We start from the raw sequence: 14,709 nt of genomic DNA, 5'->3' as shown, positions 1-14,709 counted from the left end.
CCGGCGATGGCCCAAAGCCGTGTCACAAACCGCCGCGACTATACTCAGCCACTCCAATGCCTGACCCGTGATCCCATGCTCGACTCCCCCGCGCTGCACGCCCTGGACGCCCGCCGTTCGGTCCCCGCCCTGCAACTGGGCGCCCCCGGACCGGACCCGGCGACCCTGCAGCGGATGCTGGCCTCGGCCGTGCGCGTGCCCGACCACGGCAAGCGGGTCCCGTTCCGCTTCCTGCGCATTGCCGGCGACGCCCGCCACAGCCTGGGCGAGTTCCTGGCCCGGCGCAGCCGCGAGCGCGACCCGACCGCGTCCGAGGCCCAGGTGGACAAGGACCGCCAGCGCTTTTCGCACGCCCCGCTGATCATCACCGTCATCGCCAGCCCCACGCCCAGCCCCAAGGTGCCCGAGCAGGAGCAGCTGATGACCGCCGCCTGCGTCTGCTTCGCCCTGCTGCAGGCGGCGCAGGCGCTTGGCTTCGGCGCGCAGTGGCTGACCGCGTGGATGGCCTTCGACCCGGCCGTGCATGCTCACCTGGGCCTGGCCGAACATGAGCGCATCGCCGGCTTCATCCACATCGGCACGCCGCTGATCGAGGTCCCCGAGCGCGAGCGCCCGGACCCGGCCGCGCTGCTGCAGGACTGGGTGGGCTGAGTGTCCGACCTCGTTCCCGTGCGCACGCCGCTGTACCTGGTCGACGCCAGCCTGTACGTCTTCCGCGCCTGGCATTCGATGCCGGACGAGTTCCAGGACCAGCAGGGCTGGCCGACCAACGCCGTGCACGGTTTTGCCCGGTTCCTGCTCGACCTGCTCGAGCGCGAGCGCCCGCAGCACATCGCCATTGCCTTCGACGAGGCGCTGGACAGCTGCTTCCGGCATGGCCTGTATGCGGCCTACAAGGCCAACCGCGATCCGGCGCCGGAAGCGCTGCGCCGCCAGTTCGCGCATTGCAAGGCCCTGTGCAGCGCGCTGGGCCTGGCGGTGCTGGCCCACCACGAATACGAAGCGGACGATCTGATCGGCAGCGCCCTGCATGCGCGCCGCCCGGCCGGCATGCGCGGGGTGATCGTCTCGGCCGACAAGGACCTTTCGCAGCTGCTGTTCGAGCATGACGAACAGTGGGATTACGCGCGCAACCAGCGCTGGGGCATGGCCGGGGTCAAGGCACGCCACGGCGTGCATGCGCACCAGATCGCGGACTACCTGGCGCTGTGCGGCGATGCGGTGGACAACATCCCGGGCGTGACCGGGGTCGGCGCGAAGTCGGCCGCGGTGCTGCTGGCCCACTTCGGCAGCCTGGACATCCTGTACGAACGACTGGACGAAGTGCCCTTCCTGCGCCTGCGCGGCGCGGCGCAGATGGCGGTGCGGCTGCGCGAGCAGCGCGAGCACGCGCTGCTGTGGCGTCAGCTGACCACGATCGCGCTGGATGCGCCGCTGGACGCGACGCAGGCCGATTTCAGCCGCGCCAGCGCCGACGCGCAGATGCTGCAGGGCCTGTGCGACGCGCTGCGCTTCGGCCCGCTGACCCGGCGCCGGCTGTTCGCGGCGGCCGGCCTGTCCGACCATTCCTCACCTGCCAGCGAGTTCGCATGAGTCCCAACACGCAAGCCCCGAAGGTCGTCTACGAAGGCAAGTACCAGCGCATGGTGGTGCGCGGCAGCTGGGAATACAGCGAGCGCACCCACGCCGGCGGGCTGGCGGCGATCATCATCGCGGTCACGCCGGACGACAACGTGCTGTTCGTGGAGCAGTTCCGGGTGCCGTTGCAGGCGAGGACCATCGAGATGCCGGCCGGGCTGGTCGGCGACATCGATGCGGGCGAATCGATTGAAGTGTCTGCGGTGCGCGAGCTGGAGGAAGAGACCGGCTGGACTGCGGAACACGCGGAGGTGCTGATGATCGGGCCGACCTCGTCGGGCGCGAGCAGCGAGAAGATCGCGTTCGTGCGCGCCACCGACCTGCGCAAGGTCGGCGAAGGCGGTGGCGATGCCAGCGAAGACATCACGGTGCACGAGATTCCGCGCGCCCGCGCGGCGGCATGGCTGGTGGAGAAGATGGGCCAGGGTTACCAGCTGGACGCGAAGCTGTGGGCGGGCCTGTGGATGATCGAGCACCACCTGGACGGCACGCCCCGTGGCTGATTCGGGCGAGCACGCGCTGCCGGCGTTGCTGGGCAGCGAGGATCCGGCGATCTACACGATCCACCGGGCCAAGGGCGCTTCGCCGTATGTATTGCTGGCCGACCATGCAGGCCAGCAGGTGCCGCGTTCGCTGCAGGGCCTGGGCCTGCCGCAGGCGGAGCTGGATCGCCACATCGGCTGGGACATCGGGATCGCCGGGGTCACGCGTGCGCTGTCGGAGCGGCTGGATGCGTGGGCGATCGAGCAGACGTATTCGCGCCTGCTGATCGACTGCAACCGGCCACTGGCGTCGCCCACGCTGATGCCGGAGGTCAGCGATGGCACGGCGATTCCGGGCAATGCGGGTCTTTCCGATGCGCAACGCCAGCAGCGCATCGACGCAATCCATGCGCCGTACCACGCGCGCATCGAGGCGGAACTTTCAGCGCGCACAAGCGCCCACCGCCCCACCCTGCTGGTGATGATGCACAGCTTCACGCCGGCGATGAACGGCATGCAGCGTCCGTGGCATGCGGGCGTGCTGTACCACCGCGACACGCGGTTCGCGCATGCGCTGTTGCAGGCGTTGCGCGATGAAGGCGATCTGGTGGTGGGCGACAACGAACCCTACTCGGTCAGCAGCACCAGCGATTACGCGGTGCCGGTGCATGGCGAAGGCCGTGGGCTGGTGCATGTGGAGCTGGAGATCCGGCAGGACCTGATTGCGGATGCGGCCGGGCAACACGCCTGGGCCGAGCGGTTGGCGCGGGTGTTTGGTGCGTTGGAGCTTCAGTTGACTGCGCTGTAGTCGCTGTTGCCGGTAGAGCCGGGCTCTGCCCGGCTGCTGTTGGATTCAGGCGAACAGCCCTCGACTGAGGCGTTCCCTGGTGTGGGGCCGGCGGGCGGGGGGTACGGGACACGCCTTAAATCTCCCGTTAGGCTCGGGCGGCACATCCATGTGCCTTCACGGTCCCGTACCCCCCACCCGCCGACCCCTCGATAGGGCGTCGGTGGCCTGGGGAAACGCCGATGTCGGCCGTTGGCCGACGCGTTGAGTCTGCTCGTTTGTCAGTCGTTAAAGGGCGTTGATTTGTCGACGGCGGTTGTTTGGGAACCAACCCTACCGGAGCATGCCCGTAGTGACACGCCATGCGTGTCCCCGTAAACCGTCAAAGCACGCATTCGTGTCGACCATCGGTCGACACACCCGCTTTTCCCCTGGCCCGCGACACACTTTCGAAGGGTCGGCGGGGGTGGGTTTGAGGGGGCACGAGCCGCATGGATGCGGCGATGAGCCTACATGGATGCATTTACGGCGTCCCCCACAAACCCGCACCCGACGGCCCTGACAAGGGGAACCTCGCAACCTGCAGCTGTTCGCCTGAATCCAACAGCAGCCGGGCAGAGCCCGGCGACACGGGTGCGGTGCGATCCCAAAAGCAGCCAGGCAGGGCCTGGCTCTACCGCGATTTCAAGCAAAGCCGCAATCAACCTGCAAAACGATCCGTCGCGCGCACCAGCGCGTCGATGTTTTCGGCTTCGAATGCCGAATGGCCAGAGGCAGGGCTGATTTCGAGCGTCGACTTCGGCCAGGCCTTGTGCAGTTCCCAGGCGTTCTGCAGCGGGCAAACGACGTCGTAACGGCCGTGCACGATCACGCCCGGGATGTCGGCGATCTTGTGCGCGTCGCGCAGCAGCTGCTCTTCGACTTCGAAGAAACCGCCGTTGACGAAGTAATGGTTCTCGATGCGCGCGAACGCCAGCGCGAAGCGCGGGTCTTCATGGCTGTTCACGAAGTCCGCATCCACGTGCAGGAAACTGGTCGCCCCCTCCCACACACTCCATGCCTTCGCCGCCGCCAACCGCGTCGCTTCGTCGTCGCTGGTCAGGCGACGGTGGAAGGCCGAAATCAGATCGTGCCGCTCCACCGCCGGGATCGGCGCCAGGTAGTGTTCCCACGCATCCGGGAACAGACGGTTCGCCCCTTCCTGGTAGAACCACTCCAGTTCCCAGCGGCGCAGCATGAAGATCCCGCGCAGCACCAGCTCGGTCACGCACTGCGGATGCGCCTGCGCATACGCCAGCGCCAGCGTCGACCCCCAGCTTCCGCCGAACACCTGCCAGCGCTCCACCTTCAGGTGCTCGCGCAGCTTCTCGATGTCCGCCACCAGGTCCCACGTCGTGTTGTCCACCAGGTCCGCGTGCGGTGTCGAACGGCCCGCACCGCGCTGGTCGAACAGGATGATCCGGTACTTCGCAGGATCATGGAACTGCCGCATCTTGTCGCTGCAGCCGCCGCCCGGCCCGCCATGCAGCATCACCACCGGCTTGCCGTGCGGATTGCCGCACTGCTCGAAATACAGCGTGTGCCGGTCGTCGACCTTCAGGCTGCCAACGTCGTAAGGGGTGATCGCGGGATACAGCGTGCGCATGGGCGAAGCTCCAGGTGGAATGACAGCCCGCCCGGCAACCAGCCGCAGCGGTCCATCATTCTAACGTTGCCGGCCGGCGGCCCAGGCTCACCCGGTCGCGCTGTTCCAGGTCCACCGCCGTGGCGACCTCCACGAACCCCGCCGCATCCAGCAGCGCGCGGATCGCCCCGCCCTGGTCCCAGCCGTGCTCCAGCAGCAACCAGCCGCCCGGCAGCAGGTGTGCCTGCGCGCCCTCGATGATCACCCGGATGTCGTCCAGTCCATCGTCGCCCGACGCCAGCGCACTGGCCGGCTCGAAACGCAGGTCCCCCCGCATCAGGTGCGGATCGCCACTGGCGATGTACGGCGGGTTGCTCGCAATCAGATCGAAACGCTCCCCCGCCAGCGGCGCATGCCAGCTGCCCTCGCGGAACGCCACATTGTCCAGCCCATGCGCGCGCGCATTGCCGGACGCCACCGCCAGCGCCCCCGCGCTCATGTCCGTCGCCAGCACCCGCGCCTGCGGCCGCTCGCTGGCCAGCGCCAGCGCGATCGCCCCGCTGCCCGTGCCCAGGTCGGCCACCCGCAATGGCGTGTCTTCCGGCAGCCGCTCCAGCGCCAGCTCCACCAGCCGCTCCGTTTCCGGGCGCGGAATCAGCGTGTCCGGACTGACCGCCAGGTCCAGCGTCCAGAACCCGCGCCGGCCCAGCAGGTAGGCCACCGGCTCACCCGCCAGGCGGCGCTGCAACAGACCCGCAAAGGCCGCCGCGCTGGCCGGGTCGATCAGGTCCGTCGCGTGCGCGAACAGCCAGCCACGCTCCCGCCCCAGCACGTGCAGCAGCAGCAGCTCGGCCTCATGCCGGCCCTCCACCCCCGGCAGGTCGCGGGCAGCGTCGGCGAGCAGATGGCGGATCTCCTGGGGGGCGAGGGTCATGTCGGGCCTGGGTGACGGTGGGGGCGCAGTGTAGGCCAATGACGGCATCGCCCGACCACCGCGACACGGTGTCGCAGCGTGCCCACCCGCCTGAAAGGCTGTTCAGCCTGGCCATCACACGGATAAGCAATGGCTATCAGCGCTGACGCCCCCGATTTTCCAGGAACCCTTGCAGCGCAAGCCTTCTGCCCTGAAACGGTCGCACCGTTCATTCGGGGATCAGCCCATTTCAATAGACTGTGCCTATCGATTTGATGGAATCAATGCATTTTCCTTATCGGAAGCAAGCCGCTAACCTGTGTTGGTCGCTTCACCCATCCCCCTTCACCACGAGGAAATTCGATGTCGCTCATCAACACCCAGATCAAGCCGTTTGAAGCCAACGCCTACCAGAACGGCGAGTTCATCAAGGTTTCCGACGCCACCCTGAAGGGCCAGTGGTCCGTCCTGATCTTCATGCCGGCCGCCTTCACCTTCAACTGCCCGACCGAGATCGAAGACGCCGCCGACCATTACGCCGAGTTCAAGAAGGCCGGCGCCGAGGTCTACATCGTCACCACCGACACCCACTTCTCGCACAAGGTGTGGCACGAAACCTCGCCGGCCGTCGGCAAGGCCCAGTTCCCGCTGGTCGGCGACCCGACCCACCAGCTGACCAACGCCTTCGGCGTGCACATTGCAGAAGAAGGCCTGGCCCTGCGCGGCACCTTCATCATCAACCCGGAAGGCGTGATCAAGACCCTGGAGATCCACTCCAACGAGATCGCCCGTGACGTCTCCGAGACCCTGCGCAAGCTGAAGGCTGCCCAGTTCACCGCCGCCAACCCGAACCAGGTCTGCCCGGCCAAGTGGAAGGAAGGCGAAAAGACCCTGACCCCGTCGCTGGACCTGGTCGGCAAGATCTAAAGGCAACACCCATCCCCATTCCCGTTCCGACGGGAGTGGGGGTGAACCCAAGCCGGTGCCCACCGCGCCGGCTTGGGTTCTCCCCCACGTCGCCCAGATGTACCGTAACGGTACGTCGACGCCGTTCCTTTGCCTGAATCAAGGAGTTTTTCGATGTTGGATGCCAACCTCCAGTCCCAGCTGAAGACCTACCTGGAACGCGTCACCCGCCCGATCCAGATCACCGCGCACGCCGACGACGGCGCCAAGTCGCAGGAAATGCTGGAGCTGCTCGAGACCCTGGTCGGCCTCTCCAGCCAGATCAGCCTGGACGTGCGCCGCGACAGCGCCGAGCGCACCCCCTCGTTCGCCCTCACCACCCCGGGCCAGGACATCCACCTGGCCTTTGCCGGGCTGCCGATGGGCCACGAGTTCACCTCGCTGGTGCTGGCCCTGCTGCAGGTTGGCGGCCATCCGTCCAAGGCCACCGCCGAGGTGATCGAGCAGGTGCAGGGCCTGGAAGGCGAGTTCAAGTTCGAAACCTACTTCTCGCTGTCGTGCCAGAACTGCCCCGACGTGGTCCAGGCACTGAACCTGGCGGCGGTGCTGAACCCGCGCATCCAGCACGTGGCGATCGACGGCGCGCTGTTCCCGGCCGAAGTCGAAGCGCGCCAGATCATGTCCGTGCCCACCGTGTACCTCAACGGTGAAGTGTTCGACCAGGGCCGCATGAGCCTGGAACAGATCGTGGCCAAGCTGGACACCGGTTCGGCCAAGCGCGATGCCGCGAAGATCGCCGCCAAGGCACCGTACGACGTGCTGGTGATCGGGGGTGGTCCGGCTGGCGCCGCTGCCGCGATCTACGCCGCGCGCAAGGGCATCCGCACCGGCGTGGCTGCCGAGCGCTTCGGCGGCCAGGTGCTGGACACCATGGCGATCGAGAACTTCGTGTCGGTCAAGGAAACCGAAGGCCCCAAGCTGGCGATGGCGCTGGAACAGCACGTGCGCGAGTACGACGTGGACATCATGAACCTGCAGCGGGCCAGTGCCCTGGTGCCGGCAGGCGACGACGGCCTGGTCGAGATCAAGCTCGAGAACGGCGCGTCGCTGAAGTCGCGCTCGGTGATCCTGTCCACCGGTGCGCGCTGGCGCCAGATGAACGTGCCCGGCGAAGACCAGTACCGCAACAAGGGCGTGGCCTACTGCCCGCACTGCGACGGTCCGCTGTTCAAGGGCAAGCGCGTGGCGGTGATCGGCGGCGGCAATTCCGGGGTGGAAGCGGCAATCGACCTGGCCGGTCTGGTGACGCATGTAACCCTGCTGGAGTTCGACGACAAACTGCGTGCCGACGACGTCCTGCAGAAGAAGCTGCGCAGCCTCGGCAACGTCACCATCATCACCAGCGCACTCACCCAGGAAGTGCTGGGCGACGGCCAGAAGGTCAACGGCCTGGTCTACAAGGACCGCGTGGGCGGCGACGCGCACCGGGTGGAACTGGAGGGGGTGTTCGTGCAGATCGGGCTGCTGCCCAATACCGAATGGCTGAAGGATTCGGTGGCGCTGTCGCCACGCGGAGAAGTGGTCATTGACGACCGTGGCCAGACCAGTGTTCCGGGCGTATTCGCCGCAGGTGATTGCACAACCGTCCCCTACAAGCAGATCATCATCGCCATGGGCGCAGGCTCGACCGCGGCGCTCAGCGCCTTCGATCACCTGATACGCACCAACGTTCCCAAGAGCAGCGGCGCTGTCGCCGAAGCTGCCTGAAACGTCGGGGTCCCCGGTTCGCCGGGGACCCTTTTGCCTGCTGGGTAAACCACGCCATCACCCGGTCCATTACCGTTTAGAGGTACAAGGAAATGAACCTACGTGATCTGAAATATCTGGTGGCGCTGGCCGACCATCGCCACTTCGGTCGCGCGGCGGCGTCCTGCTTCGTCAGCCAGCCGACGTTGTCGACCCAGATCAAGAAGCTCGAGGATGAGCTGGGCCTGCCGCTGGTGGAGCGTTCCCCCCGCAAGGTGATGCTGACCCCGGCCGGGGTGGAGGCTGCGGCGCGCGCGCGCGTCATCGTGGCCGAGATCGAACAGATGAAGGAAGCCGCGCGGCGCAGTGTCGACCCGGAAGCCGGCGCGGTGCGCCTGGGCATCTTCCCGACGCTGGGCCCGTACCTGCTCCCGCACGTGATCCCCAACATCCGCGCCCGCTTCCCGCAGTTGGAGCTGCTGCTGGTCGAGGAAAAGAGCGACGAGCTGCTGCACCGCCTGCGCGACGGACGCCTGGACGCAGCGCTGCTGGCGCTGCCGCTGGACGACGACCAGCTGCACGCCGAGTTCCTGTTCGAAGAACCGTTCCTGCTGGCGGTCTCCGGGCAGCACCCGCTCGCGCGCCGGCTCCATCTGGACGTGCAGGAACTGTCCACCCACAAGCTGCTGCTGCTGGAAGACGGACATTGCCTGCGCGACCAGGCGCTGGCGGTCTGCCGCCTGTTCGGCGCCAACGAGAAGTCCGAATTCCGCGCCACCAGCCTGGAGACGCTGCGCCAGATGGTCGCCGCCGACGTCGGCATCACCCTGCTGCCGACCCTGTCGGTGAAGCCGCCCGTCCCGCGCTCGACCAACATCGCCCTGCTCGACTTCGAGGGCGAGGACCGGCCCAGCCGCCGCATCGCCATGGTCTGGCGGCGCAGCTCGGCCATGACCGAGTTCCTGCAGCAGCTGGCCGAGCAGTTCAAGCGCCTGCCTGACGCCCTGTTCACGCTGGACCGCGACGAAAGCGACCCGGCCCCGCCGCGCGTCCTGCACGCGCAGGCCTGACCGCCCCGCTGAACCGGCCCCGGCGGGACAGTCGCATCCGCCGCGGATACGCCGCACAATAGGCCAGGGCGGTGCCAGCAGGCGCCGCCTTTTGCATGGGTCTTCCCCTAAGCCACAGGAGTTTCTGATGTCCACCGCCAGCGGCCTGCCGCCGTCCATCACCGTTTCCAGCTTCGACATGAACCAGCTCGAAGCCATGCTTGAATCCCCCGCTGTAGAACAGAGCCCCCCCGGCAAAGCCCTGGCGCACGAGCTCGAGCGCGCGACCGTCGTCGACCGTGACCAGATGCCCGAGGGCGTCGTCATGATGCATTCGCGGGTCGAGTGCGAAGATGAGCTGCAGGGCGAAAAACACGAATTGACCCTGGTGTACCCGCGCGAAGCGGACGTCGACCAGGGCAAGGTCTCGATCCTCGCGCCGGTGGGCACCGCCCTGCTCGGCCTGGCGGTCGGCCAGACCATGGACTGGGACGCACCTGGCGGCCGCAAATTGCGCCTGCGGGTGACCGCCGTCCACAATCCGCCCAAGCATTGATCGTCCCTGCCGCGCATCGCGCAGGGCCCCGATAACGTTCCAGGAGCCGTAATGAGTACTGCAACCCCGTCCAAACTTGCACAGCTGCGCGAACTGTCCGTGGTGGTCGCCGACACCGGCGACTACGAGGCCATCAAGCGCCTGAAGCCGGTCGACTGCACGACCAATCCCACCCTGGTGAAAAAGGCCCTGGACCTGCCGGTGTATGCCGAGCTGATCGAGCGCGAGCTGGCCTGGGGCCGCGAGCAGTCCGGCGAGCGCGAGACCGTGGTGCACGCCGTGGCCGACCGCCTGACCGTGGGCGTGGGCACGCTGCTGAGCACCTTGGTCCCGGGCCGCGTCTCGACCGAAGTCGACGCCGACCTCGCGCACGACACCGCCGCCACGGTGACCAAGGCGCGCCAGTTCATCGCCATGTACGAAGCGGCCGGCGTGCCGCGCAGCAAGGTGCTGATCAAGATCGCGGCGACCTGGGAAGGCGTGGAAGCCGCCCGCCAGCTGCAGGCCGAGGGTATCGACTGCAACCTGACCCTGATCTTCAACCCGACCCAGGCGCTGGCCTGCAGCGAAGCCGGCGCGTTCCTGATCTCGCCGTTCGTCGGCCGCATCCTGGACTGGTACGTGGCCAACGGCCAGGCCCCGGCCAACATCGACGCCGACCCCGGCGTGGTGTTCGTGCGCGGCGTGTACGCCGAATTCAAGCGCCGCGGCTCCCCGACCGTGGTGATGGGCGCCTCGTTCCGCTCCACCGCGCAGATCGAAGCGCTGGCCGGCTGCGACCGCCTGACCATTTCCCCGGACCTGCTGGAAAAGCTCGACGCCGACCACGGCGACCTGCCGCGCAAGCTGGTGGCTGGTGCGGCGGAGTCGGTATCGGTGGCGCCGATCGATGCGGCGAAGTTTGCTGCCGACCTGGCTGCGGATCCGATGGCCACCGAGAAGCTGGCTGCCGGTATCGATGCGTTTGCGAAGGATCTGGAAGCGCTGCGCCAGACGATTCGCGAACGGCTGTAATTCGGTTCTTTGCGGAAGCAAAAGCGGGACGGTTGCAGTGATTGCAGCCGTCCCGTTTTTTTTGGGGTTCGCGCGAACAGCAGCGCCTCACTGTTACGTGCAGGGGCGGCCGCCGGGCAGCCCCGCTCCGGGACACGCCGCAAGTACGTCCATGTAGGCTGCTAGAAAACATCCATGTTTTCTAGCGTCCCTCCGGGGGCTACCCGGCGGCCGCCCCCATACATGGTCGTGTGCGGTGGGTAAAACAAGACACGCATGGCGTGTCACTACGCGGATGGTCTGACGGCGGAATTGGGGTTTCCCGTGGCCGCCTGCCAACTATCGGAGGGTCGGCGGGGGTGGGTTTGAGGGGGCACGAGCCGCATGGATGCGGCGATGAGCTTACATGGACGTACTTGCAGCGTCCCCCACAAACCCGCACCCGACGGCCCTGACCAGGGAAACCCCGCAACCCACGGCTGTTCGCACGAATCCAACAGCAGCCGGGCAGGGCCCGGCTCTACCCGGGTTCATGCAATCCGGGGATTCGGAGTGCAGGTAATCCGGGGATCCGGAGTGCAGGTAATCCGGCGATCCAAAGGGCAGGCAATCCAGCCCAATCCAGATATCAGGCGTCCACGCCGATCGGGCAGCTCACGCCGGTGCCGCCGATGCCGCAGTAGCCGTTCGGATTCTTGGCCAGATACTGCTGGTGATAATCCTCGGCGTAGTAATACTCCGGTGCCGGGAACGCGATCTCGGTGGTTATCGCACCGTAACCCTTGTCGGACAACCGCTGCTGGTAGGCATCCCGGCTGGCCACGGCCGCCGCGTACTGCGCCTGGCTGGTCGCGTGCAGCGCCGAACGGTACTGCGTGCCCGTGTCGTTGCCCTGGCGCATGCCCTGGGTCGGATCATGGTTTTCCCAGAACACCTGCAGCAGCTGAGCCAGGCTGATGATCGCCGGGTCGAATACCACCTCCACGATCTCGGTGTGCCCGGTCATGCCCGAACAGACCTCCTCATAGGTCGGGTTCGGCGTGCTCCCGCCCGCATAACCCACCGACGTCGAATACACCCCCGGCAGCGTCCAGAACTTCCGCTCCGCACCCCAGAAACAGCCCATCGCGAAGCGGATCCGCTCCAGGCCCGCGAAACCGTCCTTGAGCGGATGGCTGTTCACATAATGCTGGTTGTGCAGCGGCAGCGGGTGCTCGCGGCCCGGCAGGGCCTCTTCCGCGCGCGGCAGGCGCTGCTTGAACGCGCCAATGCCCAGCAGAGTGGAAATTCCCAACATGGCGGTCTCCTAGGCCGGCAACAGGCCGGCGCTTTCGTCACCGTCGAATATGGGGTCGTCCGGCGCCCCGCCCAAGTCCAGCCCCGCCACGATCTGTTCCGCCTCCGGCCTGGCCAGGTCTGGCACGCAGACCCGCAGCACCCCGAACAGCGGCAGCTCGCCCATCCCGCCGAGCAGCTGCTCCCCGAACACGAACGCCGGAATGCCCGCATCCTCCAGCGCATGCTTGACCAGATGGGCGTCGAACAGGTTGTCGGCCTGGTAGATCACGTGCATGGGCGGGGTCCTTGGGGCGTATGGACCGAGCATACGCCGGTCTCACGCCCCCCGCAGGGGACGCGTTAGACTAGCGATCTCTTTGCCTTACGCCAGCGCATCATGTCCGAGCTTACCGCCGCCCCCACCGACGCCACCGCCGACACCCACGAAAAGCGCGATTTCATCCGCCAGATCGTGCGTGAGGACCTGGCCAGCGGCAAGCACCCGACCATCAAGACCCGCTTCCCGCCGGAGCCCAACGGCTACCTGCACATCGGCCATGCCAAATCGATCTGCCTGAACTTCGGCATCGCCGGTGAGTTCGCCGGCGTCTGCAACCTGCGCTTCGACGATACCAACCCCGCCAAGGAAGACCCCGAGTACGTCGCCGCCATCCAGGACGACGTGCGCTGGCTCGGCTTTGAATGGAACGAACTGCGCCACGCCTCCGACTACTTCGACGCCTACTACCTGGCCGCCGAAAAGCTGATCCGCGACGGCAAGGCCTACGTCTGCGACCTCTCCGCCGAAGAAGTGCGCGCCTACCGCGGCACCCTCACCGAACCCGGCCGCCCCTCGCCGTGGCGCGACCGCAGCGTCGACGAAAACCTCGACCTGTTCCGCCGCATGCGCGCCGGTGAGTTCCCGGACGGCGCCCGTACCGTGCGCGCAAAGATCGACATGGCCAGCGGCAACATCAACCTGCGCGACCCCGCGCTGTACCGCATCAAGCACGTCGAACACCAGAACACCGGCAATGCCTGGCCGATCTACCCCATGTACGACTTCGCACATGCCCTGGGCGATTCCCTCGAAGGCATCACCCACTCCCTGTGCACCCTCGAATTCGAAGACCACCGCCCCCTGTACGACTGGTGCGTGGACAACGTCGACTTCGCCCATGACGACGCCCTGACCGCACCGCTGGTCGAGCGCGGCCTGCCGCGCGAAGCCGCCAAGCCCCGCCAGATCGAATTCTCGCGCCTGAACATCAACTACACCGTGATGAGCAAGCGCAAGCTGATGGCGCTGGTCACCGAACAGCTCGTCGACGGCTGGGAAGACCCGCGCATGCCGACCCTGCAGGGCCTGCGTCGCCGCGGCTACACTCCCGCTGCCATGCGCCTGTTCGCCGAACGCGTGGGCATCAGCAAGCAGAACTCGCTGATCGATTTCAGCGTGCTGGAAGGCGCCCTGCGCGAAGACCTCGACAGCGCCGCCGCGCGCCGCATGGCCGTGGTCGACCCGGTCAAGCTGGTCCTGGCCAACCTGCCCGACGGCCACACCGAAACGCTTACCTTCGCCAACCATCCCAAGGATGAAGCCTTCGGCAGCCGCGAGGTCCCGTTCGCACGCGAACTCTGGATCGAGCGCGAAGACTTCGCCGAAGTCCCGCCCAAGGGCTGGAAGCGCCTCGTACCCGGTGGCGAAGTGCGCCTGCGCGGCGCCGGCATCATCCGCTGCGACGAAGTCATCAAGGACGCCGACGGCACCATCACCGAACTGCGCGGCTGGCTCGATCCCGAATCGCGCCCCGGCATGGAAGGCGCCAACCGCAAGGTCAAGGGCACCATCCACTGGGTGAGTGCCGTACACGCCGTGCCGGCCGAGATCCGCCTGTACGACCGCCTGTTCTCGGTGCCCAACCCGGACGACGAATCCGAAGGCAAGACCTACCGCGACTACCTCAACCCGGAATCGCGCCGCACCGTCACCGGCTACGTCGAGCCCGCCGCCGCCGCCGCCGAACCCGAACAGTCGTTCCAGTTCGAGCGCACCGGCTACTTCGTCGCCGACCGCCGCGACCACACCGCCGCCGCCCCCGTGTTCAACCGCAGCGTCACCCTGCGCGACACCTGGTCGGCGTAAGCCCCACCGTATTCGAAAGGCCTGTTCAATGCTGTACGCGCAAGTCCATCTCACCCTGCCCGCCTGGATCCACGACCAGATCGACCTCGGCCGTGCCTATCCCGGCGATGACGCCAAGGTCGCGCTGGCCATCGAGCTTTCGCGCCTGAACGTCGAAGCAGCAACCGGCGGCCCGTTCGGCGCCGTGGTGTTCGGTCCGGACGACCGCGTCATCGCCGCCGGCGTCAACCGCGTGGTCCCGCACAACACCTCGCTCGCGCATGCCGAGAACATGGCCTACATGCTGGCCCAGCAGCGCCTCCAGACCCCGCGCCTGAATGCCGTGCTTTCCCCGATCACCCTGGCGACCTCCTCCCAGCCCTGCTGCCAGTGCTACGGCGCCACCGTCTGGGCCGGCATCGACCGCCTGTTGATCGGCGCCAGCGCGCAGGACGTGGAAGAACTCACCGCGTTCGACGAAGGCCCGCTGCCGGCCGACTGGGTCGGTGAACTCGGCAAACGTGGCATCGAGGTCGTGCAGGGCATCCAGCGCGACGCCGCGCGCGTGGTCCTGCGCCAGTACGGGGAGCTCAACGGTGCGCACTACTGATT

General features: G+C 67.1%; 15 protein-coding genes. 11 read left to right on the top strand and 4 right to left on the bottom strand.

Features of this window, described 5'->3' with window-relative positions; translation table 11 throughout:
* Window positions 1–75 precede the first annotated feature (75 nt).
* Genes C2U58_RS14320 through C2U58_RS14305 form a run of 4 tightly spaced genes read left to right on the top strand, consistent with a single transcriptional unit; the run spans window position 76 to window position 2,928 of the window.
* Entirely contained in the window at window positions 76–651 is a 576-nt protein-coding gene (locus C2U58_RS14320) for a nitroreductase (RefSeq protein ID WP_102946449.1), read from the top strand.
* Window positions 652–1,593, top strand: coding sequence for a 5'-3' exonuclease H3TH domain-containing protein (locus C2U58_RS14315; protein WP_102946448.1), 942 nt, complete (start codon window positions 652–654; stop codon window positions 1,591–1,593). It abuts the gene before it with no gap.
* Window positions 1,590–2,141: an NUDIX hydrolase gene (locus C2U58_RS14310; RefSeq protein WP_102946447.1), complete on the top strand. Its 552-nt coding sequence runs from the start codon at window positions 1,590–1,592 to the stop codon at window positions 2,139–2,141. Before C2U58_RS14315 ends, C2U58_RS14310 begins: the two co-directional genes overlap by 4 nt.
* Window positions 2,134–2,928, top strand: a complete 795-nt coding sequence (locus C2U58_RS14305) for an N-formylglutamate amidohydrolase (RefSeq protein WP_102946446.1) — start codon at window positions 2,134–2,136, stop codon at window positions 2,926–2,928. The genes C2U58_RS14310 and C2U58_RS14305 overlap by 8 nt, the downstream gene beginning before the upstream one ends.
* Before the next feature lie 679 nt (window positions 2,929–3,607).
* Here the strand turns inward: C2U58_RS14305 and pip are convergent.
* Both pip and prmC read right to left on the bottom strand, forming a co-directional pair.
* Complete coding sequence (gene pip, locus C2U58_RS14300) at window positions 3,608–4,552, bottom strand: prolyl aminopeptidase (RefSeq protein WP_070209494.1); 945 nt, start codon at window positions 4,550–4,552, stop codon at window positions 3,608–3,610.
* Between the two features lie 55 nt (window positions 4,553–4,607).
* On the bottom strand, window positions 4,608–5,465 hold the full coding sequence (gene prmC / locus C2U58_RS14295; protein WP_102946445.1) for a peptide chain release factor N(5)-glutamine methyltransferase: 858 nt from the start codon (window positions 5,463–5,465) through the stop codon (window positions 4,608–4,610).
* Between the two features lie 342 nt (window positions 5,466–5,807).
* Between prmC and ahpC the strand changes: the two genes are divergently transcribed.
* The 5 genes from ahpC to C2U58_RS14270 all read left to right on the top strand — a co-directional run bounded on the left by ahpC (window position 5,808) and on the right by C2U58_RS14270 (window position 10,715).
* The gene (gene ahpC / locus C2U58_RS14290) at window positions 5,808–6,371 is read left to right on the top strand and encodes an alkyl hydroperoxide reductase subunit C (RefSeq protein WP_102946444.1); all 564 of its coding nucleotides are present in this window, start codon (window positions 5,808–5,810) and stop codon (window positions 6,369–6,371) included.
* Window positions 6,372–6,524: 153 nt separating this feature from the next.
* On the top strand, window positions 6,525–8,117 hold the full coding sequence (ahpF, locus tag C2U58_RS14285; protein WP_102946443.1) for an alkyl hydroperoxide reductase subunit F: 1,593 nt from the start codon (window positions 6,525–6,527) through the stop codon (window positions 8,115–8,117).
* 92 nt (window positions 8,118–8,209) lie between these two features.
* On the top strand, window positions 8,210–9,166 hold the full coding sequence (locus C2U58_RS14280; protein ID WP_102946442.1) for a LysR substrate-binding domain-containing protein: 957 nt from the start codon (window positions 8,210–8,212) through the stop codon (window positions 9,164–9,166).
* A gap of 127 nt (window positions 9,167–9,293) precedes the next feature.
* Complete coding sequence (gene rnk, locus C2U58_RS14275) at window positions 9,294–9,701, top strand: nucleoside diphosphate kinase regulator (protein WP_102946441.1); 408 nt, start codon at window positions 9,294–9,296, stop codon at window positions 9,699–9,701.
* Between the two features lie 51 nt (window positions 9,702–9,752).
* Window positions 9,753–10,715: a transaldolase gene (locus C2U58_RS14270; protein WP_102946440.1), complete on the top strand. Its 963-nt coding sequence runs from the start codon at window positions 9,753–9,755 to the stop codon at window positions 10,713–10,715.
* Between the two features lie 607 nt (window positions 10,716–11,322).
* Here C2U58_RS14270 and msrA read toward each other — a convergent pair.
* Window positions 11,323–11,973, bottom strand: coding sequence for a peptide-methionine (S)-S-oxide reductase MsrA (gene msrA / locus C2U58_RS14265; RefSeq protein WP_102946488.1), 651 nt, complete (start codon window positions 11,971–11,973; stop codon window positions 11,323–11,325).
* A gap of 27 nt (window positions 11,974–12,000) precedes the next feature.
* Window positions 12,001–12,267, bottom strand: coding sequence for a DUF2007 domain-containing protein (locus C2U58_RS14260; RefSeq protein ID WP_102946439.1), 267 nt, complete (start codon window positions 12,265–12,267; stop codon window positions 12,001–12,003).
* 102 nt (window positions 12,268–12,369) lie between these two features.
* Between C2U58_RS14260 and C2U58_RS14255 the strand changes: the two genes are divergently transcribed.
* Window positions 12,370–14,118 (top strand): glutamine--tRNA ligase/YqeY domain fusion protein, encoded by a 1,749-nt coding sequence (locus tag C2U58_RS14255; protein WP_102946438.1) that lies wholly within the window; start codon window positions 12,370–12,372, stop codon window positions 14,116–14,118.
* Window positions 14,119–14,146: 28 nt separating this feature from the next.
* Window positions 14,147–14,707 carry a nucleoside deaminase gene (locus C2U58_RS14250; RefSeq protein ID WP_102946437.1) on the top strand — a complete coding sequence of 187 codons (561 nt, stop codon included), beginning with the start codon at window positions 14,147–14,149 and terminating at the stop codon, window positions 14,705–14,707.
* Window positions 14,708–14,709: the final 2 nt, after the last annotated feature.

Source organism: Stenotrophomonas sp. VV52, assembly GCF_002893095.1.
Classification (GTDB): domain Bacteria; phylum Pseudomonadota; class Gammaproteobacteria; order Xanthomonadales; family Xanthomonadaceae; genus Stenotrophomonas; species Stenotrophomonas aracearum.
The sequence above is the reverse complement of the archived record's forward strand: the minus strand, read 5'-3'. Positions and strand labels throughout refer to the sequence as shown.